22 protein-coding genes are annotated in these 22,804 nt (G+C 69.4%); 15 read left to right on the plus strand and 7 right to left on the minus strand.

The features are described 5' to 3' along the window. Positions 1–2: 2 nt before the first annotated feature. Positions 3–1,022, minus strand: a complete 1,020-nt coding sequence (locus FN976_RS13640) for a branched-chain amino acid ABC transporter permease (protein WP_145893592.1) — start codon at positions 1,020–1,022, stop codon at positions 3–5. Positions 1,023–1,142: 120 nt separating this feature from the next. On the opposite strand from FN976_RS13640, the gene FN976_RS13645 reads away from it, so the two are divergent. The 10 genes from FN976_RS13645 to FN976_RS13685 all read left to right on the plus strand — a co-directional run bounded on the left by FN976_RS13645 (position 1,143) and on the right by FN976_RS13685 (position 10,548). Continuing rightward, a complete protein-coding gene (locus FN976_RS13645) occupies positions 1,143–1,991 on the plus strand; it encodes a MurR/RpiR family transcriptional regulator (RefSeq protein ID WP_145893593.1) in 849 nt (282 codons plus the stop codon). Further along, positions 1,988–3,979 carry a bifunctional 5-dehydro-2-deoxygluconokinase/5-dehydro-2-deoxyphosphogluconate aldolase gene (locus tag FN976_RS13650; RefSeq protein WP_145893594.1) on the plus strand — a complete coding sequence of 664 codons (1,992 nt, stop codon included), beginning with the start codon at positions 1,988–1,990 and terminating at the stop codon, positions 3,977–3,979. Before FN976_RS13645 ends, FN976_RS13650 begins: the two co-directional genes overlap by 4 nt. A gap of 16 nt (positions 3,980–3,995) precedes the next feature. Further along, the gene (locus FN976_RS13655; protein ID WP_145893595.1) at positions 3,996–4,898 is read left to right on the plus strand and encodes an NAD(P)-dependent oxidoreductase; all 903 of its coding nucleotides are present in this window, start codon (positions 3,996–3,998) and stop codon (positions 4,896–4,898) included. Between the two features lie 34 nt (positions 4,899–4,932). Next, a complete protein-coding gene (locus FN976_RS13660) occupies positions 4,933–6,246 on the plus strand; it encodes an ABC transporter substrate-binding protein (RefSeq protein ID WP_145893596.1) in 1,314 nt (437 codons plus the stop codon). Between the two features lie 21 nt (positions 6,247–6,267). Further along, positions 6,268–7,401: an ABC transporter substrate-binding protein gene (locus FN976_RS13665; protein ID WP_255440412.1), complete on the plus strand. Its 1,134-nt coding sequence runs from the start codon at positions 6,268–6,270 to the stop codon at positions 7,399–7,401. Further along, positions 7,402–7,548 carry a hypothetical protein gene (locus FN976_RS29480; protein WP_255440413.1) on the plus strand — a complete coding sequence of 49 codons (147 nt, stop codon included), beginning with the start codon at positions 7,402–7,404 and terminating at the stop codon, positions 7,546–7,548. Between the two features lie 14 nt (positions 7,549–7,562). Then, a complete protein-coding gene (locus FN976_RS13670) occupies positions 7,563–8,492 on the plus strand; it encodes a branched-chain amino acid ABC transporter permease (protein WP_186510884.1) in 930 nt (309 codons plus the stop codon). Next, entirely contained in the window at positions 8,485–9,234 is a 750-nt protein-coding gene (locus tag FN976_RS13675; RefSeq protein WP_145893597.1) for an SDR family NAD(P)-dependent oxidoreductase, read from the plus strand. Before FN976_RS13670 ends, FN976_RS13675 begins: the two co-directional genes overlap by 8 nt. 4 nt (positions 9,235–9,238) lie before the next feature. Further along, a complete protein-coding gene (locus FN976_RS13680) occupies positions 9,239–10,051 on the plus strand; it encodes an SDR family NAD(P)-dependent oxidoreductase (protein WP_145893598.1) in 813 nt (270 codons plus the stop codon). A gap of 101 nt (positions 10,052–10,152) precedes the next feature. Then, entirely contained in the window at positions 10,153–10,548 is a 396-nt protein-coding gene (locus FN976_RS13685; RefSeq protein WP_186510885.1) for a hypothetical protein, read from the plus strand. Positions 10,549–10,555: 7 nt separating this feature from the next. On the opposite strand, the gene FN976_RS13690 is transcribed toward FN976_RS13685, so the two are convergent. Next, positions 10,556–10,954, minus strand: a complete 399-nt coding sequence (locus FN976_RS13690; RefSeq protein ID WP_145893600.1) for a RidA family protein — start codon at positions 10,952–10,954, stop codon at positions 10,556–10,558. A 4-nt stretch (positions 10,955–10,958) separates the two neighbouring features. Beyond that, entirely contained in the window at positions 10,959–12,089 is a 1,131-nt protein-coding gene (locus FN976_RS13695) for a DSD1 family PLP-dependent enzyme (protein ID WP_145893805.1), read from the minus strand. Between the two features lie 89 nt (positions 12,090–12,178). Between FN976_RS13695 and FN976_RS29185 the strand changes: the two genes are divergently transcribed. Together FN976_RS29185 and FN976_RS13710 are read left to right on the plus strand one after the other, a co-directional pair. Next, positions 12,179–12,988, plus strand: a complete 810-nt coding sequence (locus FN976_RS29185) for a DinB family protein (RefSeq protein ID WP_222432816.1) — start codon at positions 12,179–12,181, stop codon at positions 12,986–12,988. Positions 12,989–13,053: 65 nt separating this feature from the next. Further along, positions 13,054–14,193: an acyltransferase family protein gene (locus tag FN976_RS13710; RefSeq protein WP_186510886.1), complete on the plus strand. Its 1,140-nt coding sequence runs from the start codon at positions 13,054–13,056 to the stop codon at positions 14,191–14,193. A gap of 8 nt (positions 14,194–14,201) precedes the next feature. Here the strand turns inward: FN976_RS13710 and FN976_RS13715 are convergent, their stop codons facing one another. The 3 genes from FN976_RS13715 to FN976_RS13725 form a co-directional block, all read right to left on the minus strand. Continuing rightward, the gene (locus FN976_RS13715; RefSeq protein WP_145893602.1) at positions 14,202–17,468 is read right to left on the minus strand and encodes an acetyl-CoA carboxylase family protein; all 3,267 of its coding nucleotides are present in this window, start codon (positions 17,466–17,468) and stop codon (positions 14,202–14,204) included. A gap of 75 nt (positions 17,469–17,543) precedes the next feature. After that, a complete protein-coding gene (locus FN976_RS13720; RefSeq protein WP_145893603.1) occupies positions 17,544–17,837 on the minus strand; it encodes a hypothetical protein in 294 nt (97 codons plus the stop codon). 77 nt (positions 17,838–17,914) lie between these two features. After that, positions 17,915–18,475, minus strand: a complete 561-nt coding sequence (locus tag FN976_RS13725) for a nucleotidyltransferase family protein (RefSeq protein WP_145893604.1) — start codon at positions 18,473–18,475, stop codon at positions 17,915–17,917. A gap of 39 nt (positions 18,476–18,514) precedes the next feature. Here FN976_RS13725 and FN976_RS13730 point away from each other — a divergent pair, with 39 nt between their 5' ends. Genes FN976_RS13730 through creC form a run of 3 tightly spaced genes read left to right on the plus strand, consistent with a single transcriptional unit; the run spans position 18,515 to position 21,397 of the window. Further along, on the plus strand, positions 18,515–19,222 hold the full coding sequence (locus FN976_RS13730) for a pseudouridine synthase (protein WP_145893605.1): 708 nt from the start codon (positions 18,515–18,517) through the stop codon (positions 19,220–19,222). Between the two features lie 4 nt (positions 19,223–19,226). After that, positions 19,227–19,952, plus strand: coding sequence for a two-component system response regulator CreB (creB, locus tag FN976_RS13735; RefSeq protein ID WP_145893606.1), 726 nt, complete (start codon positions 19,227–19,229; stop codon positions 19,950–19,952). Then, positions 19,949–21,397: a two-component system sensor histidine kinase CreC gene (gene creC / locus FN976_RS13740; RefSeq protein WP_145893607.1), complete on the plus strand. Its 1,449-nt coding sequence runs from the start codon at positions 19,949–19,951 to the stop codon at positions 21,395–21,397. Before creB ends, creC begins: the two co-directional genes overlap by 4 nt. Here the strand turns inward: creC and creD are convergent. Further along, on the minus strand, positions 21,389–22,789 hold the full coding sequence (creD, locus tag FN976_RS13745) for a cell envelope integrity protein CreD (RefSeq protein WP_145893608.1): 1,401 nt from the start codon (positions 22,787–22,789) through the stop codon (positions 21,389–21,391). The two genes, creC and creD, sit on opposite strands and share 9 nt — an antisense overlap. Between the last annotated feature and the right edge of the window lie 15 nt (positions 22,790–22,804).

Genomic DNA, 22,804 nt, shown 5'->3' on the forward strand with positions numbered 1-22,804 from the left:
GTTCATGCCTCCTTGTGCTGGGGCGCCACGACCGGCGGGGATGGCACGTGCGGGCGCCGCTTCGCCTGCCAGGCTTGCCACATGCCGGCAATGCCCTCCGGCTTGAACAACACCAGCGCCATGAAGACCAGGCCGTACCAGAGCAGCCAGGCTTCGGTGTAGGCACCCAGCAGGTCCCTCGCCAGGATGAAGAAGGCCGCGCCGATCAACGGGCCCCAGAAGCTCACCAGGCCACCGCCGATCAGCACCATCATCACCACGAAGCCCGAGTTCTGCAGGCTCATGACGTTGGGGTAGGCCGATTGCTGCGCCATCGCGAACAGGCCGCCGGCGAGTCCGGCCAGGCCGGCGGACAGCGTGAAGGCCAGCCACTTGTAGATCCACACGTTGTAGCCGGCGAAATCCGCGCGCATCTCGTTCTGCTTGATCGCCGACAGCACGCGTCCGAACGGCGAGTGCACCAGGCGCCAAAGAGCAAGCAGCGTGACGGCGAACACCGCCAGGCAGAAATAGAACAGCGCCTCGTTGCTCTTGAGCGGAATGGAGGCGAAGCCGAAATCGGCGGGCAAGCGCTGGATGTTCAGCAGGCCGTCCTCCCCGCCGGTGAGCTTGTGCCACTTCATGGCCACGAACCAGAACACCTGGCCGAAAGCGATGGTGAGCAGCGCGTAGTAGATGCCGCGCCGGTGGGACAGGAAGAGCGCCACCGCCGCCCCGAACGCGGCCGCGACGACGATGGCCCCGAACAGGTCGAACCACAGGTTGGCCCAGACGCCCTTCTGCAGCAGGCCGAACGCATACGCGCCGATGCCGAAATAGGCGCCGTGGCCGAACGACGGCAGGCCGCTGGTGCCCAGCAGCAGGTTGTAGCCCAGCGCGAACAGCATCCAGATCATGATTTCCAGCGCCAGGTACTGGTACAGGCCCACCTTGGCCAGCCACAGCGGCGTGGAAAACAGGATGGCCAGCGTCAGCACCATCGGGAGGGGAACGAGGGGCGCGGGGCCCGGGACGGAAGGCATGGCGGGAAAACCCTTGTTCGAATTCGCTTGTCGAAATGGAATGTACGTTCTATTCTCCGAACTATCAAGAACATTCGTTCTTTTCCAGTCTAGAGATAAACCCGAAACACCCGCAGGGCAATGCAAGCCGCCACCAACTACGAAGACCTCAAGGGCGCGATCGCCAGCGCGTACCCCGACATGTCCAAGCAACTCCAGCGCATCGCACGGTTCGCTCTGGAAAAGCCGCACGACCTGGCGCTGGGCACCGTGGCCGCCGTCGCGGAAGCGACCGAGGTGCAGCCTTCCGCCATGATCCGCTTCGCCAACGCACTTGGCTACCGCGGCTTCTCCGACATGCAGCAGGTGTTCCGCGGCCATCTCGTCGAGCGCTCGGCCAGCTATCGCGAGCGGATCGACCAGCTGCGCGTGAAGCAGCTCAATGGCCAGCGCGCGCCGGCCGGCGTGCTGCACCAGCTGGTGGGCGACTCGATCGCCGAGCTGGGCCACCTGGAAGAGAGCATCCCTGAATCGGCATTGCGCGCGGCAGTGAAGCTGATCGCCGGCGCCGAGCGCATTCACGTGCTCGCGCAGCGCCGCGCTTTCCCGGTCGCGGCCTACCTGGCCTACGCACTCGGCCAGCTCGAACTGAAGACGCACCTGCTGGACGGTGCCGGCGGCATGTTGCGCGACAACCTGCACGCCATCGACAAGCGCGACGTGCTGTTGGTGGCCAGCTTCCGCAGCTATTCACCGGAGGTGGTCGAGGCGGCGGAATCGTGCGCCAAACGCGGCGTCGCGGTGATCGCGATCACCGACAGCCCGCTGTCGCCGGTGGTGCCGCCCGCCAAGGTCTGCCTGCAGCTGGCCGACGATTCGTCCAAGGCCTTCCGCTCGCTGGTGGGGCCACTGTGCCTCTCGCAGGCGCTGGTGATGAGCACCGGGCATGCGCTGGCGGAGAAGACGCCGGCGAAGAAGGCGCGGCCATGAGCCCCGCCCGGCCGCCCGAAGGGGCTCGCACCGCAGCCGAAGGCGGAGGTGTTTCGAAGCCCCGGCGCAGCTTCGACGTCATCTGCATGGGCCGCGCCGCTGTCGACCTCTACGGCGAGCAGATCGGCGGCCGCCTGGAAGACATGCAGACCTTCCGCAAGTACCTGGGCGGCTCGCCGGCCAACACGGCCGTCGGCGTGGCGCGGCTTGGGCTGAAACCGGCCATGCTGACGCGCGTGGGCGACGAGCACAACGGCCGCTTCGTGCGCGAGACGCTGGCCGCGGAAGGCGTCGACGTTTCGCATGTCCGGACCGACCCCAAGCGGCTGACCGCCCTGGTCTTCCTCGGCATCCAGGACAAGAACACCTTCCCACTGGTGTTCTATCGCGACAACTGCGCGGACATGGCCATCGCGGCGGAGGATTTCGACGGCGACTTCATCGCGAAGGCACACGGCCTGCTGATCTCCGGGACGCACCTGTCGCAGCCGCAGACCTACGCCGCCTGCCGCCGCGCGATGGCGCTGGCGCGCGAACGCGGCACCCGCGTCGTCCTCGACATCGACTACCGCCCCGTGCTCTGGGGGTTGACCAGCCCCGGCCTCGGCGAGCAGCGCTTCGTGCCCTCCGACCAGGTCAGTGCGCACCTGCAGACCGTGGTGGCCGAATGCGACCTGATCGTCGGCACCGAGGAGGAGATCCACATCGCCGGCGGCAGCGAAAACACGCTGGCGGCCCTGCGGCGGCTGCGCGAACTCAGCGCCGCCACACTGGTGGTCAAGCGCGGGCCCATGGGCTGCGTCGTATTCGAGGGCGCGATCCCCGGCGACATCGAGCAGGGGCTGCGCGGTCCCGGCTTCCCTGTGGAGGTGTTCAACGTCCTCGGCGCCGGCGATGCGTTCATGGCCGGCTTCCTGCGCGGCTGGCTGCGCAACGAACCCCTGGCCAGCTGCTGCGCCTGGGCCAACGCCTGCGGCGCGCTGGTGGTGTCCCGCCACGGCTGCGCGCCCGCGATGGCCAGCTGGGATGAACTGCAACGCTTCATCGCCCAGGGCTCCCCCACGCGGCGGCTGCGCGAGGACGCGCAGCTCGAGCACTTCCATCGCGTGACCACCCGCACCCGGCACTGGGGCGAACTGGTGGTCCTGGCCTTCGACCACCGGGTGCAGCTGGAAGAGATTGCGGCGCGGCACGGCGCCGGCGACGAGCGCATCCGGCAGTTCAAGCAGCTCATCGCCGATGGCGCCCGGCAAGGCGCCGCGGGCCGGGCTGGCGCGGGTGTCATCCTCGACGGTCGGTTCGGCGAAGACGTGCTGCCCACCGTCACCGGGCGCGGTCTGTGGATCGCGCGGCCGGTGGAACTGCCCGGCTCGCGTCCGCTCGCCTTCGAAGCCGGCGACGAACTCGCCTTGCGGATGCGGGAATGGCCGGCCGAACACGTGGCCAAGTGCCTGGTCAGCTATCACCCGCTGGACGAGGCGGCCATGCGCGCCGCGCAGGTCGCGCGCATGCACCAGCTGCAGGCCGCCTGCATCGCGACCGGCCACGAGTTGCTGCTGGAAGTGATCCCCCCACGCGACCTGGGCCGCGACGCCGGCACGCTGGCGGCCGCCCTGCAACAGATCTACCAGGCCGGCATCCGGCCCGACTGGTGGAAGCTGCCGCCCGGCGACAGCGACGCCGAGTGGGAGCAGCTCAGCGCCGTCATCCAGCGCAACGACCCGCACTGCCGCGGCGTCCTGGTGCTGGGCCTGGAAGCGAGCGAGGACGTCCTGGAGCGCAGCTTCCGCATCGCCGCGCCGCACCCCATCTGCCGCGGCTTCGCGGTGGGCCGCTCGATCTTCGCCGAGGCGGCCGCGCAGTGGTTCGCGGGCGGCATGAGCGACGCCGAGGTGGTGGACGACATCGCACTGCGTTACCGGCGGCTCATCGCCCGCTGGGACGAAGCCCGCGCCGGGCTGGGCGAATCACTGGCATCCGTTTTTTGACAAGGCAGGACACAACATGACGACACGCATCGGATTCATCGGCATCGGGATGATGGGCCACGGGATGGCGAAGAATCTCCTGGCCAAGGGCTTCCCGCTCACCTTCAAGGCCAACCGCAACCGCAGCAATCTCGAGGACCTGTTGGCCGCCGGCGCGCAGGAGGCGAAGACCAACGCCGATTGCGCGCGCGCCGCGGACGTGGTGTTCATCTGCGTGACGGGCTCCCCGCAGGTGGAGGAGATCGTCTACGGCCCGCAAGGCCTGCTGGAAGCGGCGCGCGCCGGCCTGGTGGTCGTCGACACCTCGACGGCGGAGCCCGCGTCCACCGCGAAGGTCCGCAACGACCTCGCGGCCAAGGGCGTGAAGTTCATCGATGCTCCGCTGGCGCGCACGCCGAAGGAAGCCGAGGAAGGCCGACTCAACACCATGGTGGGCGCCGAGGCCGCGGACTTCGAGGCACTGCAACCTGTCCTGAAGGCGTTCTGCGAGAACGTGTTCCACGTCGGACCGCCCGGCAGCGGCCACGTGCTGAAGCTGGTGAACAACATGATGGCCATGAGCTTCGCGGCCTGCACCGCCGAGGCCTTCGCCGTGGCCGCGAAGGCGGGCGTCAACCTGAACAGCCTGTACGACGTGATCTCCGCCGGCGGCGTCAACAACGGCATCTTCCAGATGATGTGCACGAAGATGCTGAAGGAAGGCGACCTCACCGGCATGAAGTTCGGCATCGCCAACGCGCAGAAAGACCTGCGCTACTACACCCATCTGGCCGAAATGCTGCCCGTCGCGTCCTTCATGGGCGAGGCGGCGCACCAGAGTTTCGTGCAGGCCGCCAACCTGGGATTCAGCGACAAGCTGATCGCCTCGCTGTTCGAGGCGCAGGAAAAGGCCAGCAACGTCCGCATCGTTCCCCGCTAACCATCCCCAAATTCAACGAGGCAAGGAGACAACCATGAGCGATTCCAAGACCCCTTCACGCCGCTCGGTGCTGAAGCAATCCGCACTGGCCCTGGCCGGCGCGGGCCTGTACGGCGCGGCGCCCTTCTACGGCCCCTGGAAACACAACCATGCCTGGGCCCAGGCGGCGCAGAAGAAGCCGCTGGTCATCGGCCTGACGATGGACGCCTCGGGCCAGTACGCGGCCTCGGGTGGCGAGGAGCGCCTCGGCGCAATGATGGCCATCAAGGAGTTCAACGACAAGGGCGGTGTGCTCGGCCGGCGCATCGAGGCGATCCACATGGACACCGAGACCACGCCCGCCACCGGCTCGCGCGTGGCGGAACGCATGATCACCCGCAACGAGGCGGCCTTCATGATCGGCGCCGTGCACTCCGGCGTGGCCAACGCGATCTCGCAGGTGGCGCAGAAGTACGGCGCGATCTTCATGAACACCAACTCCAGTTCGCCGACGGAAGCCGGCAAGGACTGCCACCGCGTCAAGTTCGTGTGGGACGGCAACGGCGCCAACTTCTCGCAGGCGATCGTCAAGAACGCGATCAAGACCAGTGGGCGCAATTGGGTGCTGATGACCAACGACTACGTCTGGGGCCACAACACCTCGAAGGCGACGCGCGCAGTGGTCGAAGCCAACGGCGGCCGCATCGTCGACGAACTGCTGGTGCCGCAGAACACGCGCGACTTCTCCGCCTACCTGCTCAAGCTGCAGCAGATGAAGCCGGCCGTGGTGGCCACCGCGGTGGGCGGTGACGACATCAAGGCCCTGCGGCAGCAGGTGGTGCAGCTCAAGATGCACCAGTCCATCGCCTGGATCAACAACCAGCAGGACTGGCCGGACGTGTACGGCCTGGGCCCGGAGGCCATCTTCGGCGTGTTCGGCACCACCTGGTACTGGCGCCTCAACCTGCCGGGTGTGAAGGAGTTCGTGGCCGCCTACCAGAAGCAGTACCCGGGCATGGCGATCCGCGTGCCGGGCAACGTGTACCACAACGCCTACATGGCCACGCGCGAACTGCTGCGTTGCGTGGAAGAGGCCGGCACCACCAACAACATCGCGGTCATCAAGAAGCTGGAAGGCCGGCAGATGAAGGCAGCGGACCGGCTGCAGCACCACGACGCCTGGATCGACCCGGCGACGCACCAGTGCCAGCAGACCATCTACATGGCCTCGTACAACGAACAGCAGGCCGAGCGCGACGACATCTACAAGATCCTGTCCAACATCGACCCGAAGGAAGTGATGGACAAGGATGCGCCGGGCGCCTGCAAGCTCGAGAGCTACGAGTCGACCCCGAGTTACGAAGCCTAGCCACCTCCGAAGGAGCCCACCATGCCTGCCATGCCAAGGCGGCGCGTCCTGCGCCGCGCGGGCGCAGCCGCGCTCGGATTCCTGGGTCCCTGGTCCACGCATCACGCCTGGGCCCAGGCGAAACGCAAGAGGCCGTTGCTGATCGGCCTGACCACGGATGACAGCGGCCAATACGCCGCCAGCGGTCAGGACGAACAGCGCGGCATCCGCATGGCGATCGCCGAAGCCAACGAGCGCGGCGGCGTGCTCGGCCGCCAGATCGAGACGGTGCAGGCCGACACCGGCGGTGACCCGGTCAAGGCGGCGGGCGTGGCGCAGCGCATGGTGGTGGACCAGGAGGTCAACTTCCTGATCGGCGCGGTGCATTCCGGGGCAGCCAGCGCGATCTCCAAACTCGCGCAGCAGTACGGCGTCGTCTACCTCAACTCCAACTCCAGCTCGCCGACGGAAGCCGGCAAGGACTGCCACCGCACCAAGTTCGTGTGGGACGGCAACGGCACCAATTTCTCCACGGCCATCGTGCGAGGTGCCATGACGGGGTTCGGACGCGATTGGGTCCTGGTGACCAGCGATTACCTGTGGGGCCACAACACCGCCAAGGGCATCCGCGCCATCGTGGAAGCCAATGGTGGCAAGGTGATCCAGGAACTCATCGTGCCGCAGAACGCCCGCGACTTCAGTGAGGTCTTGAAGCGCCTCGCCGTCCTGAAGCCGGGCGTGGTGGGCACCGCCGTCGGCGGCGACGACCTGAAGGCGCTGCGCGACCAGGTGCGCAAGGCCGGCCTGGACCGCGGCTGCGCCTGGATCAACAACCAGCAGGACTGGCCCGACGTCTACGGCACGGGCAAGGACGCCCTCTTCGGCATCTTTGGCACCACCTGGTACTGGGCGCTGGCCCTGCCCGGCGTCACGCAGTTCGTCGAACGTTACCGCGCCTTCAACCCCGGCTACCGCATCAAGGTGCCGGGCAACGTCTACTACAACGGCTACATGGCGACGCGCGAGTTGCTCCGCGCCGTGGAGCGCGTGGGCACCACGAACAACCTGAAGGTGATCCGCGAGCTGGAGAACCTGCGGGTGCCGGCGCGCGACCGCATGCAGCACCACGACGCCTGGATGAACCCGCAGACGCACCAGCTGCAGCAGACCATCTAAATGGCGTCCTCCAACAGCCGGCCGCGCGACCCGGACGACCTGTACCGCATCCTGGGCATGCAGAAGCCGGAAGAGGTGGAGGACCGCGCCGCGCCGGCCGCCTGCCAGCTCGAACCCTATTCCGCCACCCCCAGCCACGAGCTATAACGGAAACACCGACCATGGATTGGCTGCTGGCCCTGCTCCCCCACCTCGTCAACGGCATCTCGCTGGGGCTGCTGTTCGCCCTGATCGCGCTCGGCTTCATGCTGATCGTGGGCGTGATGGAGACGATCAACCTGGCGCACGGCTCGCTGTTCGCGCTGGGCATGTATTTCGCCCTGTTCTTCGTCTCGCCGCAGCTCGGATGGTTTCCCAACCTGCAGGCCGCGTACATGAGCCTGCCGCTGGGCACGCGCTACCTGGTCGCCCTGCTGCTCGCGCCGTTGTTCGTGGGCATCTTCGGCATGCTGCTGGAGCTGTGCATGCGGCGCACCTATGGGCGCGACCCGCTCTATGGGCTGCTGCTCACCTTCGGCGCGGCGCTGGTGATCGAAGAAGGCATTCGCCTGATCTGGGGGTCCACCGAGAAGCAGCTGCAACTGCCCGAGGTGATTTCCGGCGCCTTCCTGATCGGTGACCTGATCTACTCGAAGTACCGCCTCTTCGCGAGCGGCTTCGCGGTGTTCGCCATCTTCGGCCTCTGGCTGTTCCTGGAGAAGACGCCCTACGGCGCCATCATCAAGGCCGGGGCGCATGACAGCGAAATGGTGCGCGCGCTGGGCGTGAACCTGCCGAAGCTGCGCCTGCTGGTGTTCGCCATCGGCGTCGGGCTGGCGGCCATCGCCGGCGTGGTGATGGCGCCGATCTGGGGCATCCGGCCGCACGTGGGCGTGGATGCGGTGGTGCCGGCCTTCCTGATCATCGTGCTGGGGGGCGTCGGATCGCTTTGGGGCGCGGTCATTGCCGGGTTGATGGTGGGCATCGTGGTCGGCCTGACCGGCGCCTATGCGTCTGAATGGTCCCTGGTGTCCATGTACCTGTTGTTCATTGCCGTCGTGACCTTCCGGTCCCGCGGCCTGTTCGGAAAGAAGAGCGTGCTCGATGTCTGAAGGCGTGCTGCAAGGCAAGGTCGCCCTGGTCACCGGCGCGGCCGGCACCATGGGGCTGGCCGTGGTGAAGTTTCTGCTGGAGGATGGCTGCAAGATCGCGCTCGTGGATGTGAACGAGCGCCGCACGCGCGAGCTGGCCGAACAACTGGGCCCGAAGGCGCGGGCTTTCTGCTTCGACATCAGCGACGCGCAAGCCGCGCGTGCCGGGCACGAGGCCATCGCCGCCGCGCTCGGCCCCGTGGACATCCTCGTCAACAACGCCGGCATCCTGTCGAACAACAAGGCCGAAGCGACGGACGCCGCCGAGTGGCGCCGCGTGCTCGGCGCCAATCTCGACGGCGCCTTCTACCTGGCGCAATGCGTGCTGCCCGCGATGAAGTCACGGCGCTGGGGCCGCATCATCAACACCAGTTCGCTCGCGGCGAAGACGGGTGGCCTGACGGCGGGCACGGCGTACTCGGTGTCCAAGGGCGCGCTGGCCTCGCTCACGTTCTCGCTGGCCCGCGAGCTCGCGCCGCACGGCGTCACGGCCAATGCCATCTCGCCGGCCTACGTGAAGACGCCGATGATCACCGAGCAGCTCAACGAGGAGCAGCGGCAGAAGCTGCTGAAGGACATTCCCGTTGGCCGGTTCTGCGAACCGGAGGAGTTCGCCCACGTCGTGCGCTTCCTCGCCTCGCCGCTGGCCGGCTTCATCACCGGCGAGGTCATCGACCTCAACGGTGGCTTGCTGATGGACTGAAGCCATGGCGGTCATTCCCCCCCGCATCGATTTCGCCCGCGAACTCACCGGCCTGTTCGACCTGCAAGGCAAGGTCGCCTATGTGCCCGGCGGCTATGGCGGCATCGGCGAGGCCATCGCCTGGGCGCTGGCGCTCGCGGGCGCGAAGGTGGCCGTCTCCGGACGCGACCCGCGCAAGGCGGAAGCCATGGCCGCCAGCCTCGCGGCGGCCGGCCACGGTGCGCTGGGCCTCGCCATGGACGCGCATTCCGTCGCCGACATCCGTTCCTCGGTGGACGCAGTGGCCGGGCACTGGGGCCGCTTCGACGTGCTGGTCAACTGCATCGGAATCCAGAAGGAGCAGGCACTGCTGGAAGTCACCGAGGAAACCTTCGACGAGATGCTCGCGGTGAACCTGAAGTCGGCGATGTTCCTCGCGCAGTCCGCCGCCAGGCACCAGATCGCCGGCGGCCGTGGCGGCGCGCAGGTGCACCTGCTGTCGGTGCGGGCGCAACTGGGCTTGCGCGGCCGCGGCTACTCCGCCTATTGCAGCACCAAGGGCGGCCTCGTGATGCTGATCCGGCAGCACGCCAGCGAACTCGCTCCGCACGGCATCACGGTCAACGGCATCGCGCCGACGGTCGTGCGGACTGAGATGGCGACGCATTGGCTGGAGAACCCGAAGACGCGGGCCCAGGTGCTCGATCGGATCCCGCTCGGCCGCGTGGCGGATCCCAAGGATGTCGCTGGCGCGGCCCTTTTCTTCGCCGGCCCCGGCGCGACTTTCATCACAGGGCAGGTGCTGTATATCGACGGCGGGATCACAGCATCGCAATAGAGTGCACGGCTTGGCCGGGCGTCTTCCCCAACGGTGCCTGTAACGGGATGTAGCCCGACTATAGTCCGGGCTGCATTGTGGTGGGGGAACAGCGCTTGCCGATGAACACGTTGCCGGAGCCAGAAAAGGGCGGCTTGCCCATGGGCAAGATCCGCGCTGTCGCCATCCTGCTCGCGATCGCTGCCGTGGTCGTCTCCATCATGCGGGAGGAGCCGCAAAGCGCGACGAGCCGGGCGCCCAAGCCGCCGGTCGCCGCCGACTTCGAGGGCAACTGGCGCCGCGCCACCAACACCGACCTGTCACGCACCATGGCCCTGGCCAGGATCGACGACTGCCCGGATCTCGCCTACCGCGCGCACAAGACCTCGCAGGGCCAGTTCCTGGTGTATTGCAGCAGCGACGGCGGCCGCCGCTGGGTTTCGTGGCTCGTGTGGACGGGCACGCAGAAGGTGCTCGGGCCGTTCGCGCCCGATCCATTGCTGCCGGTCCCGTTGTAGTTCGCTCTCAGGGCCGGTCTGGCGGCACCGGAATGACGGCGACCGCTTCCACCTCGAGCAGCAAGCCGAAGTGCAACGGCCCGGTCGGGACCACGGCCCGGCTGGGCCGCGCGGTGCCGATCCATTCCGCGTAGATCGCATTGAACGCTGGCCAGTGGTCGAGGCTGGCCAGGTACACCCGGACCTGCACCAGGTCGCTCGGCGAGCAGTCGAAGGCGGAGATCGCGGCGGCCACATTGGCGAGCACCTGCCTGGCCTGCTGTTCGAAGGGCGCACCGGTGAGCTTCTCGCCGGCCGGCGTGATCGGCAGCTGGCCCGAGACGAACACCAGGCCCTGGGCCAGGGTCGCATGGCTGTAGTGGCCGCCGGGCGCGGCCATGTCGGGGGAGTTGGCGTAGGTCGGCATCAATTCACCATCCGTGGAAGCGGGGCCATTCGCGCAAGCTGCCGTCGGCGGCCAGCGCGTCGTAGTGCGGGAACTGCGCCCCGGTGGCGCAGGCGTGGTTGGGCAGGATGCGCAGTTGGGTCCCCACGGGGAAACGCCGCGCGATCTCGGGATCCATGGCGCCCGCTCGCGACAGGATGCCGTGCTCCTGGTTCGCGCCCGAGAGCACGTAGCCGGGAATCACCTCGCCCTCCGGCGTGCAGGCCTGGCCGTAGCCATAGTCGTGCTTCTGCTTCTGCGTGCCGCGGTCGCGGCTCATCGCCATCCAGCCGGCGTCGACGATCGCCCAGCCTTTGTCGGCCTGGTGGCCGATGACGGTGGTGAGCACGCTGAGCGCGATGTCATCGGGCGCGCAGACGCCGACGTTGGCCATCACCAGGTCGAAGAAGACATAGACTCCCGCGCGAACTTCGGTGACACCGGGCAAAGCACGAGCGGACAACGCGGTGGGCGTCGAACCCACGCTCACCACCGGGCAAGGCCAGCCGGCGGCGCGCAGCCGCTCGGCCGCGCGTACGCAGCCGGCGCGCTCCTGCTCGGCCAGGGCGGCCAGCGCGGCCGGCGTGTCGAGTTCGTAGCTGGCGCCGGCGTGCGTCATCACGCCGCCGAGCCGCGTGCCGCCTTCGGCCAGCGCGCGGCCGATGTCCAGCAGGGCCGGCGCTTCCGGCGGCACGCCGGAGCGGTGCCCGTCGCTGTCGATCTCGATCCATACGTCGAAGGTGTGGCCGTGGTCCCTGGCAAATGCGCCCACGGCCTGCGCGCCCTCCACGCTGTCGGTGATCAGCTTCAGGTCGCAGCCGCCCTGGCGCAGGGCCAGCGCCTGCGGCAGCTTGGCTGGCACGATGCCCACCGCGTACAGGATGTCCGTGAAGCCGGCCGCATGGAACCGGGCCGCCTCCTTCAAGGTCGACACGGTGATGCCGCGGGCGCCAGCGGCGCGCTGCAGCTGCACGATGTCCAGGCATTTGGTGGTTTTCACGTGCGGGCGGAAAGCCACGCCCAGCGCATCGACGCGGTCCTGCATGCGCCGCACGTTGCGCTGCAGGCGCTCGACGTCGACCAGGGCGGCAGGGGTGTTCAGCGAATTCAAGCTCATCATGGATAGCGGATCGGCAGCCTGCCGTGATCATGCCTGAGCCATCACACGTCGACACGGCACGGCCATCGCGCACTAGACTTTGGGCGATGGTTCCATCCCCTTCCCGTCTCTGGCTCAACACGCAGTTCGACACCGCCTGGACCCTGGCCTGGCTGCACCTCGAGAACCTGACCACCGAAGAGTGCCTGTGGCGGCCCGCGGACCAGGGCCCGCACGTGCACCGCACGCCGGACGGCACCTGGACCGCCGATTGGCCCGAGCACGAGCGCTACGACCTGGGCCCGCCCAGCATCGGCTGGCTGACCTGGCACATGGTGTTCTGGTGGTCCATGCTGCTGGACCACACGTTCGGCGCCGGGCAGCTGCGGCGCGAGGCCGTCCCCTGGCCGGGCGACGCCGACGGCGTGCGCGCGAGGCTGCGGGCCTTGCGCGACGCGTGGCAGGCGCAACTGGCCACGCTTCCCGACTCCGAATGGCAGGCCGACAGCCGCAGCCGTTGGCCGGTGTCGGGCCGGCCGTTCGGCGAAATCGTGGCCTGGGCCAACCTGGAGCTGATGAAGAACGCCGCGGAGATCGGCTACGCGCGCTTCCTGTACGCGCGGCGTGCCGGCGCGGCTGCGGGCGACGGCGACGCCGACCTGCAGGCGCTGAGCCGGGGGGAGCTCCTCGCCGAGGTGTTGAAGCTCCGCAGAGGCATCCGCGCGCACCGGGGCAGCACGGAGCACGAGCTGTGCTGGCACCATCCGCAACTCTGGGGCCTGCTGCCCGAGGCCACGGACCCGGTGCCGGTCGTTCCCAGCTGGCCCGAGTTCCTGCGGGGCTGCGTGCGCTATCGCCAGTCGCTCGACGAGCAGCTGCCCGATGCGCCGCGCACGGAGAAGCCCTACCCGGACTAGGAGCCTGGCCGGACCGCCCCCCTACAATCAGCCGCTTCACGCCTCCCGCCCAGCGCCTCCCTCTTTTGCAGCCCACCGCCCCGGCGCCCCGTGCGCGGCACTTCGACGGCATCGACATCCTGCGCGGCGTGGCCGCCCTGCTGGTGCTGGCCTATCACGTGAAGGAGATCGTCCCCTGGGCCGGCTCGCCGCGCGAAGGCCTGGGCTGGTTCATCCAGGAAGGCTGGCTCGGCGTCGACATCTTCCTGGGCATCAGCGGCTTCGTCATCGCCTGGACCGCGTTCGCCGGCGTCGATGCCGAAGGCACGGATTTCCGGCGCAACTTCATCCGGCACCGGCTGGCCCGCATCGTGCCGTTGTATTTGCTCACGTGCCTGGTGGTGATCTTCCTGATCGATGCGCGCTGGCTGCTGGTGCAGCCGGTCGACAAGCTCTGGGCGCACCTGGTCTCGCACGCGCTCTTCATCCACAACCTGTTCCCGGGAACGCACGGCTCCATCAACGGGCCGAGCTGGTCGATCGGGCTGGAGATGCAGTTCTACGCGGTGATGTGCCTGCTGGCGCCGCGCCTGTTGAAGATGCGGCCGGCCGCGCTGGTGCTCACGTGCGTGCTGGTCGCGGCGGCGTGGCGCACCGGCGTGGCCATCGCCACCGAAGACATGAACGGCATCGTCCGCTTCATCTACGCCACCCAGCTGCCGGGCGTGATCGACCAGTTCGGGCTGGGCATCGGCCTCGCGCTGCTGCTGCGCACGCGCCCCGGGCTGCTGGCACCGGGCTGGGGACGCTTCGCCCTGGCCGCGGGTGCGGCCGCGGCGCTGTTCGCGCTGGCGGCGACGCTGCAGATGCCCACCGGCTACCTGAATTCACCGGCGCAGATCGTCTGGTGGCGGCCCATCCTCTCGCTGGCATGCACGTCGCTGCTGATCGCGGCGCTCACCCTGCCGATCGCCTCGGCCGCGGTGCTGCGGCCGCTGCGCTATCTCGGCGAACTCAGCTACGGCATCTACCTCTGGCACATGCCGGTGCTGCTGGCGCTCACCCGGTCGATTCCCGAATTGCAGGCGGAACGCCTGCTCCTGGCCGTGCTCCTCGGTGCGACCGCGCTGGCGGCCGCGACCTGGCATCTGCTGGAAAAGCCCTGCATCCAGAAGTACCGCAGGCCGCAAAGTCAAGCAGCCCCAGGGAAGCCGCAGCCGGACTGAGTCCGGGCTCAGCCGCGCGGCTGCGCGGCGCGCTGCCGGTGCGCCGAGTCCAACCCCCGCACCAGCCAGCCGCGCGTTTCGGCCGGATCGATCACGGCGTCGATCTCCAGCGTGGCCGCCATGTTCATCGCTTGCCCGTTCGCGTACTGCTGCGCCACCAGGCGCTCATACAACGCGTCGCGCTCGGCGCCGGGCGCGGCCGCCTCCAGCTCCTTGCGAAAGCCCAGTTTCACCGCGCCCTCCAGGCCCATCGCGCCGAACTCGCCGGTCGGCCAGGAGACGGTGAACACGGGCGCGTCGAAGCCGCCGGCGGTCATCGCCTGCGCACCGAGGCCATAGCCCTTGCGCAGAACCACGGCGAAGAAGGGGACGCGCAAATGCGCGGCCACCACGAACATGCGGCAGACGCGGCGCACCTGGGCGTGCTCCTCAACCTCGGGCCCCACCATGAAGCCGGGGGTGTCGCACAGCGACACGATCGCCAGGCCGTGGTCGTCGCACAGTTCCATGAAGCGTGCCGCCTTGTCCGCCGCCTCCGCATCGATGGCGCCACCGAGGTGGCGGGGGTTGTTGGCGAGCAGGCCCACCGGCCGGCCCTCGATGCGGGCCAGCGCCGTGATCATGCCGGCGCCGAAGCCGCCGCGCAGTTCCAGCACCGAGCCCTGGTCGGCCAGCAGGCGCATCGCTTCGCGGATGTCGTAGACGCGCAGCCGGTTCTCCGGGACCGCCTGGCGCAGCAGGCGCTGGTCGGCGCAGTCCCAGTGCGCCACCGGCCCCTGGAAGTACGACACGTAGCGGCGCGCCGCGGCGACGCCCTCAGCTTCGTCCTTCACCAGGATGTCGATGACGCCATTGGCCCATTGCACGTGGCTCGGGCCGATCTCCTCCGGCCGGAAGCGGCCGAGGCCGCCGCCCTCGATCATCGCGGGCCCGCCCATGCCGATGTTGCTGGCCGCGGTGGCGATGATGGCGTCGGCGCAGCCGAGCAGCGCGGCGTTGCCGGCGAAGCAGCGGCCATGCACGACGCCCACCACCGGCACCTTGCCCGAGAGCGCGGCGAACTGGCTGAAGGTGTGGTTGTTCAGTCCCGCCACGATGGGCATGTCGACGTCACCGGGCCGCCCGCCGCCGCCCTCGGCGAACAGCACCACCGGCAGGCCCAGCTGGTGCGCGAGCGACAGCATGCGGTCCTTCTTGTGGTGGTTGCGCATGCCCTGCGTGCCGGCCAGCACGGTGTAGTCGTAGGCCATGACGACGCAGCGCGAGCGCTCGGGGCCGAAGTCGGCGGCGTTGATGGTGCCTATGCCGGTCACCATGCCGTCGGCGGGCGTGTTCGCGATCAGGTCTTCCATGCTGCGGCGCCGCGTCTGTGCCGCCACGGCCAGCGCCCCGTATTCGATGAAACTGCCGGCGTCGCACAGGTCGGCCACGTTCTCGCGCGCGGTGCGGCCGCCCTGGGCGTGGCGTTTCGCAACCGCCTCCGGCCGGGCCGCGTCTTGCGTGAACGCATGCCGGTCCAGCACGCGCTGCAGGTCGGGGCGGATGGCATCGAGGTCCACGGCCTGCTGCCGCGTCTCATCCATGTCGTCCGCTTCGGCCGGTTCCAGTACCACGATCACCTGGCCTTCGCGCAGCAGCGCGCCGGCGTGCGTGCGCACCTCCAGCACGCGGCCGGACTGCGGGGCATGCAGCACGTGCTCCATCTTCATCGCCTCCAGCACGGCCAGCTGGGCGCCGGCTGCGACCCGCTGGCCCACGGCCGCATCGACCTGCACCACGCGCCCGGGCATGGGCGCGCGCACCGCGAGTGCGCCCTCAGGCACCGTCTCGTGCTCCGTGGCCGCATTGCTGGAAGCGGCGGACGGCACCTCGATGGACGCATGCCCCTGCGCCTCCGCCAGCAAGGCCACCAGGTGCTCCTCGACGAATCGCGTGTGCAGCTCCTGCGACGCGAACTCCGGCCGCGCCGCCAGCGCACGCAGCAGGGCCAGGTTGGTCGGCAGCCCGGCGATGCGGCACTCGGCCAGGGCGCCGCGGCAACGCCGCACCGCATCGGCGAAGTCGGCGGAGCGCGAATGCACCACCAGCTTGGCGAGCAGCGTGTCGTAGTGCGGGGAGGGCTCGGCTCCGGTGCTGCCGTGCGTGTCGACGCGGATGCCGGGACCTGCAGGCAACTCGAAACGGTCGAGCCGGCCATGCGCGGGCCGGGCTTGCCCCTCGGCATCGAGGGTTTCAGCATTGATGCGCCACTGCACGACGAAGCCCTGCGGCCGCGGCGCCTGCCGCGGGTCCAGGCCCAATGCGTGCAGCGGTTCGCCAGCGGCCACGCGCAGCTGCAATTGCACCAGGTCGAGCCCCAGCACCTCCTCGGTGACGGTGTGCTCCACCTGCAGCCGCGGGTTCGCCTCCAGGAAGACGAAGGGCAGATCGGCCGATGCGGCATCGACCAGGAATTCGAAGGTGCCCAGGCTGCGGTAGCGCACCTGGCGCGCCATGCGCAATGCGGCGTCGGTCACCGCTTGGCGTAGCGCTTCCGGCAGGCTGGGACTGGGCGCGATCTCCACCAGCTTCTGGAACCGCCGCTGCAACGAACACTCGCGTTCGCCCAGCGCGATCACGGTCTCGCCGTCGCCCAGCACCTGCACCTCGATGTGGCGGGCGCGCGGCATCAGCCGCTCGACGTACACACCCTCCACGCCGAAAGCGGCGCGGGCCTCCGAGCTGCAGCGGGCGAAAACCTCGGGCAGGTCCGCGGCGTCGAACACCGCACGCATGCCGCGACCGCCGCCGCCACCGATCGCCTTGACCATCAAGCCGGTGCCGGCGGGTTGGGCGGCGAAGAAGGCCTGGGCCTCCGGCAAGTCCACCGTGCCGACGCTGCCCGGCAGCAGCGGCACGTCGCAGCCGCGGGCCAACTGGCGCGCGCGGGCCTTGTCGCCGAACAGCGCCAGTTGCTCCGGCGTCGGACCGATGAAAGCGACACCGGCTGCCGCGCAGGCCTGCGCGAAGTCGGCGCGCTCGCTCAGGAAGCCGTAGCCCGGATGCACGGCGTCGCAGCCCTGCTCGCGGGCGATGGCGACGAGGCGGGCCACGTCCAGGTAGGCGGCCGGTCCGCTGGCGCCCAGCGGCACCGCCTGGCCCGCGTGCCGCACATGCGGCGAAGCGGCGTCGTCCCCGGCATGGACGGCGACGCTGGCCACGCCCAGGTCGCGGCAGGCGCGCACCAGGCGCAGGGCGATTTCGCCCCGGTTGGCGATCAGGATGCGGTGGAACATCGCCGCAGGATAGCTCGCGCGGCGGCGAGCCGAAGACACGCGGGAGACTGCAGACGCGTGCCGGCGCTGGTGCGATCACCCCGAGCGGACGCCGGCTCGCGCGCCAGGCGAGCCGCCGCCCTCTTCCTTGCGCTGCTCCTTCTCGTTCTTGCGCATCCCGCGGATGTTCATCACCCCCAGGGCGACCTGCAGGCAGACCAGGGCGTACGCCTGCGCGGGCAGCCCCCAGGCGATCCAGAGCAGGTTGCTGAACAGGAACACCCAGAAGCCGGCCTTGCGGCGGCCGGCCACCGTCGAGCCCACCAGGAAAGCCGCGACGACGGAGACCACCATCGCGGGCCATTGCAGCCAACCCAGCCAATCGTTCATGCGCGAAGCCTAAGCGCGGTGCGGCGCGGCGGGCGTAGGAGAGCGGCGAAGATTCCGAACGGCGCGCGGCGCGCCGGTCAGCTTTCGATGCGCAGCCAGGGCCAGCGAGCCCGGTAGGAATGCGCCTTGGCCTGGAACAGCGCGGCGTGGTTCGTGAGCGGGTTGCGCGTGAGCCGCCCTTCGTCCAGCAAGGCCAGGCCGTACGGGGCGTAGATCTCCCAGCCCGTGCTGTCCGGCCGGATCCCGACGCAGGTGGCCGGCACGAGGAACCGGTCGATGCCGTCCCGCGCGCTGCCCAGTGGCGGGTAGGCATGGCCGAAGTATTCCGGGTACCAGAGATGCACGCGCGCCTGGTTCTTGGCCTCGACGGCCACGCCCAGGTCGCCCAGCACCTCGTCCACGCGCGCCTGCACCTGGCGCTCGCCTTCTTCCGAAAGGTCGGCGCCGTCGAAGTAGAAGAGGTCGTAGTCCTTGATGTGCGCTTCAGCCGCCGCGCCGCCCTTGAGGTTCCAGACGGTCTGGAACAGGCAGCCGGCCACCAGCCAGCCATCGGGCAGCGCCAACCGGTCCCAGCGTTCCAGGATGGCGCGGTTGTGGCGGTTGGCGAGTACGGCGCGGGTGAAGCGGTCGGCATCCATCCGCCAAGCTTAGCTTGCGCTGCCCAGTACGATTCGCGCTTGCACGAAGCACAGCTCACCATCCTCCACGCCGACGCCGACCTGGTCGCCATCGACAAACCGGCCGGCCTGCTCGTGCATCCGTCGGCGCTGGACGCGCACGAGGAGCGCACGGCCCTGCAGTTGCTGCGCAGCCAGTTGGGCCAGCGCCTGTGGCCGCTGCACCGGCTGGACAAGGCGACCAGCGGCGTGCTGCTCTTCGCGCGCCATGCCGAGGCCGCGCGGCACTGGGGCCTGGCCTTCGAAACCGGCCAGGTGCGCAAGCGCTACCTGGCCCTGGTGCGCGGCTGGCCGCCCGCCGAAGGCGAGATCGACCAGCCGCTCGCGCGCGATCCCGAGCTGCCATCCACGGGCCAGCCGCAAGTGCCCGCGCTGACGCGCTACCGGCGGCTCGCCTGCTTCGAGTGGCCCTTCAGCGTTGACGCTCGGCATGCCACCAGCCGCTACGCGCTGATGGAGGTGGAGCCACTCACCGGCCGCCGCCACCAGATCCGCCGGCATTTCAAGCGCATCGCGCATCCCCTGGTGGGCGACACCACGCACGGCAAGGGCGCGCACAACCGCGCCGTGGCCGAATGGCTGGGGGTGCAGCGGCTGTGGCTGCATGCGCTTCACATCGAACTGGCGAGTCCGGAGACGGTGCTGGGCGTGCACGCACCGTGCGGGTCCGAGTGGCAGCCGCTGCTGCCGCCGGGGTCGTCACAATAGCGCCATGCTGCTCAAGCCGCGCATCCTCGTCGTCGAAGACGAACCCGGCATCGCCGACACCATCCGCTATGTCCTGGCCACCGACGGCTTCACGCCGGTCTGCTGCGTCACGGCGGAGCAGGCCCTGCGCGAATTCGCGGCCGAGCCACCCGCGCTCGCGCTCCTCGACGTCGGGCTGCCGGACCTGAACGGCTTCGAGCTCTTCAAGCGCCTGCAGGCGCTGCCAGGTGGGGCCGAGGTGCCGATGCTCTTCCTCACCGCGCGCAGCGACGAGATCGACCGCGTCGTCGGCCTGGAACTCGGCGCGGACGACTACGTGGCCAAGCCGTTTTCGCCGCGCGAACTGGTGGCGCGCGTGCGCGGCATCCTGCGCCGCAGCGCGCGGCCCGCGGCCGCTGCTTCTGCGGCCGCGGCCGTGGATGCCAATGCGCCGTGGCACCTGGACGAAGAGCGCCACCAGATCCGGTTCTACGGCCGCCTGCTGGAACTCTCGCGCTATGAATACGGCATCCTGCGGGTGCTGCTGCGCAAGCCCGGGCGGGTCTACACGCGCGCCGAGCTGCTGGAGCGGGTCTGGGACGACGCCAGCGACAGCCTCGACCGCACGGTGGATGCGCACATCAAGACGCTGCGCGCCAAGCTGAAGGCGGTGGCGGCGGACGTGGAGCCGATCCGCACGTTGCGCGGCTCGGGCTACGCCTTGGCCGAGGATCTCCCGTCACTTCAGTGAGCAAGCGCAGCCGGATCTTCCTCGGCATCCTGCTGATTTATCTGGCAGGCACAGCCTTCCTGCTCTATCGCGTGCTGGCGGACCTGGACCCGCGCTACCGCGAGTCCGCCGAGGAATCCCTGGTCGAGACCGCGCAGGTGATGGCCGGCCTGGTGGAAAGCGACCTGCGCAACGGCGCGATCGACACCGCGCGGCTCGGGCCGCTGTTCGCGTCCGTCTATGCCCGGCGCTTCGACGCGCAGATCTTCAGCCACAGCAAGCAACGCGTGGAGCTGCGGCTTTTCGTCGTCGATGCCACCGGCCGCGTGCTGTTCGATTCGCGTGGGCAGCAGGCGGGCGCCGATTTTTCGCAGTGGCGCGATGTCCGGCTCGCGTTGCGCGGCGAGTACGGCGCGCGCACCACGGCGGACATTGAGGACAACCCCCTGAGCTCCGTGATGTACGTGGCCGCGCCCGTGCGGGCCAACGGCACCATCGTCGGCGCCGTATCGGTGGCGAAGCCGGTGCGCAGCTTCGGCCAGTTCGTCGAGGCGGCGCGGCGCAAGACGCTCTACGTCGGCATCCTTTCGGCGGCCGCCGTGCTGCTGATGGCGCTGGCGCTGTCGGCCTGGCTGGTGCGGCCCTTCGGCATCATCGGCGACTTCGTGCGCTACGTGCGCGCCCAACGCAAGCTGAGCCTGCGACCCATCGGGCGGCGCGCGCTCGGCGCCATCCGCGAGGCTTTCGAGGAAATGCGCGACGCGCTGGCCGGCCGCAACTACGTGGCCGACTACGTGCAGACGCTCACGCACGAACTCAAGAGTCCGCTGTCGGCGATCCGCGGCGCCACCGAGCTGCTGCAGGAAGCCGGCATGGATCCGACCGACCGGCAGCGCTTCCTGGCCAACATCGCCGGCGAGACGCAGCGCATCCAGGAAGTGGTCGACCGGATGATGGAGCTGACCACGCTGGAGGCGCGGCGTTCGCTGCGCGAGGTGCAGGCGGTCGCGCTCGATGCGCTGCTCGACGAACTCGTGTCCGCCGCGCAGGCGAGCGCGGCGGCGCGCCAGGTGCGGGTCGTGCGGGTGGTGCCCGGCGCCAGGGCCGGTGTCGCGGTCGAGGGCGACACCTTCCTGCTGCGCCGGGCCGTCGGCAACCTGCTGGACAACGCGATCGATTTCGCGCCGGAGGGCAGCGAGGTCCGCGTCCATCTCGACGCCACGGACGCCAGCGCCAACATCCGGATCGAAGACGACGGCCCCGGCATTCCCGGCTATGCCCAAAGCCATCTGTTCGAGAAGTTTTACTCGCTGCCGCGCCCGCGTACCGGCCGCAAGAGCACGGGCCTGGGCCTGAGCTTCGTGCGGCAGATCGCCACGCTGCATCGCGGCAAGGCGGCACTGGAAAACGGCAAGGAGGGTGGCGCCGTCGCCACCCTCTCGCTGCCGCGCCTGCCGTCAGGCTGACGCTGGTTCCGGCGCCGGCTCGCGAGGTCCGGAGAGCGCGTACCAGTCGACTCGCCGCGTCGCGACCATCAGCAGGCCCAGCAAGCCGAACAGCAGCAGCGCCCCCAGCAGCAAGGCGTTGTCTTCCGAGGACAGCAGGCCGTAGAGCGCGGCGTACAGCACCGTGACGTAGCCGCCCAGCCCCAGCCCGCGGCGCCAGCCCCGGAGCACCGCGCTGAAGTAAACCGTGAGCAGCAGAACGCTCGCCCCGGCGGCCACGGCGTAGGCGATCAGGAAGTCCACCTTCTCGGACAGCGCCAGCAACAGCAGGAAGAACAGCGTGATGGACAGGCCCACCAGGCCGTACTGCACCGGGTGCAGCCGCAAATCGCGGAACAGCTCGAACATGAAGGCCGCCATCAGCGTGAGCGCCACGAACAGCAGGCCGTACTTCACCGCGCGCGTCGCCATCGCGTACACGTTCAGGGGCTCCACCAGGCTCACGTCGAAGGTGTCGAGGGCCGACAGGTCGCCCGGCCGCCCCGCCTCGCCCCCACGCAGCAATTGCATGCGCGCGGCGCTGGAGAGCGACGACACCGCCCAGTCGGCTTCGAAGCCGGTGTCCGTGACCGTGCGGCGGGTCGCCAGGAATTCCCCGCCAAAGCTGGGGTGCGGCCAATTCGATTTCAGGTGCGCGGTGGTCTCGTCGGCCAGCGGCAGGATGGACAGGCGCTCCTGGCCGACCAGCGCGATCTGCATGCGCCAGTCGATCGCCCTGCGCTGCTGCCAGGCGGTGAGCGCGGCGCCGGCCAGCGGCACGTGGATGCCTTGCGCCAGCAGCGAACCGGCCGGCAGGCCGGGAATGCGCGGCAGCCAGCGCGCGGACTCGCCGGCCAGCGTGAGGGCTGGCGCACCCTGCAGCCCGCGGATGTCGCTGAGCGACATGGCCAGCAGGGGCGCGCCGATCTCCAGCGTGGCCGCCGCCGTGCTGGGTTTGATGGTCGCCGGATCGAACGCCGGGAACCGCCCGGTCACGCCCGCCTTCAGGTCGTAGAACTGCACGGTGAAGATGCCGCGGTACCGCTGCTGCGCATTCATCTCCCCGCGCAGGTCGAAGCGCTCCGGGAAGATGATGTGCGCCAACTCCCGGCTGTGCGGCACGGTGGCCTTGAGCTTGCCGTCGTCGCCGCGCTTCTCCTCGACCCAGCGCTCGACGTAGGGGACGACGATCACGGGCCCGGCGAGCGTCTGCGGCCCGGCATGCGCCGCCGCCAGCGCCTGCTTGGCCTGGTCGCGGCTGGCGCCGCGCTCGTGGATGAGGCCGGAAATCTGCGACAGCGGAAGCACCGCCAGCAGCGTCAATGCGGCCAGCAGCAAGACCTTGAGCAGAACGGAATTGGAGAACAATTTCATGGCGTCCCTCGTGTT

This window comes from Caenimonas sedimenti, from assembly GCF_007833165.1.
GTDB lineage: Bacteria > Pseudomonadota > Gammaproteobacteria > Burkholderiales > Burkholderiaceae_C > Ramlibacter > Ramlibacter sedimenti.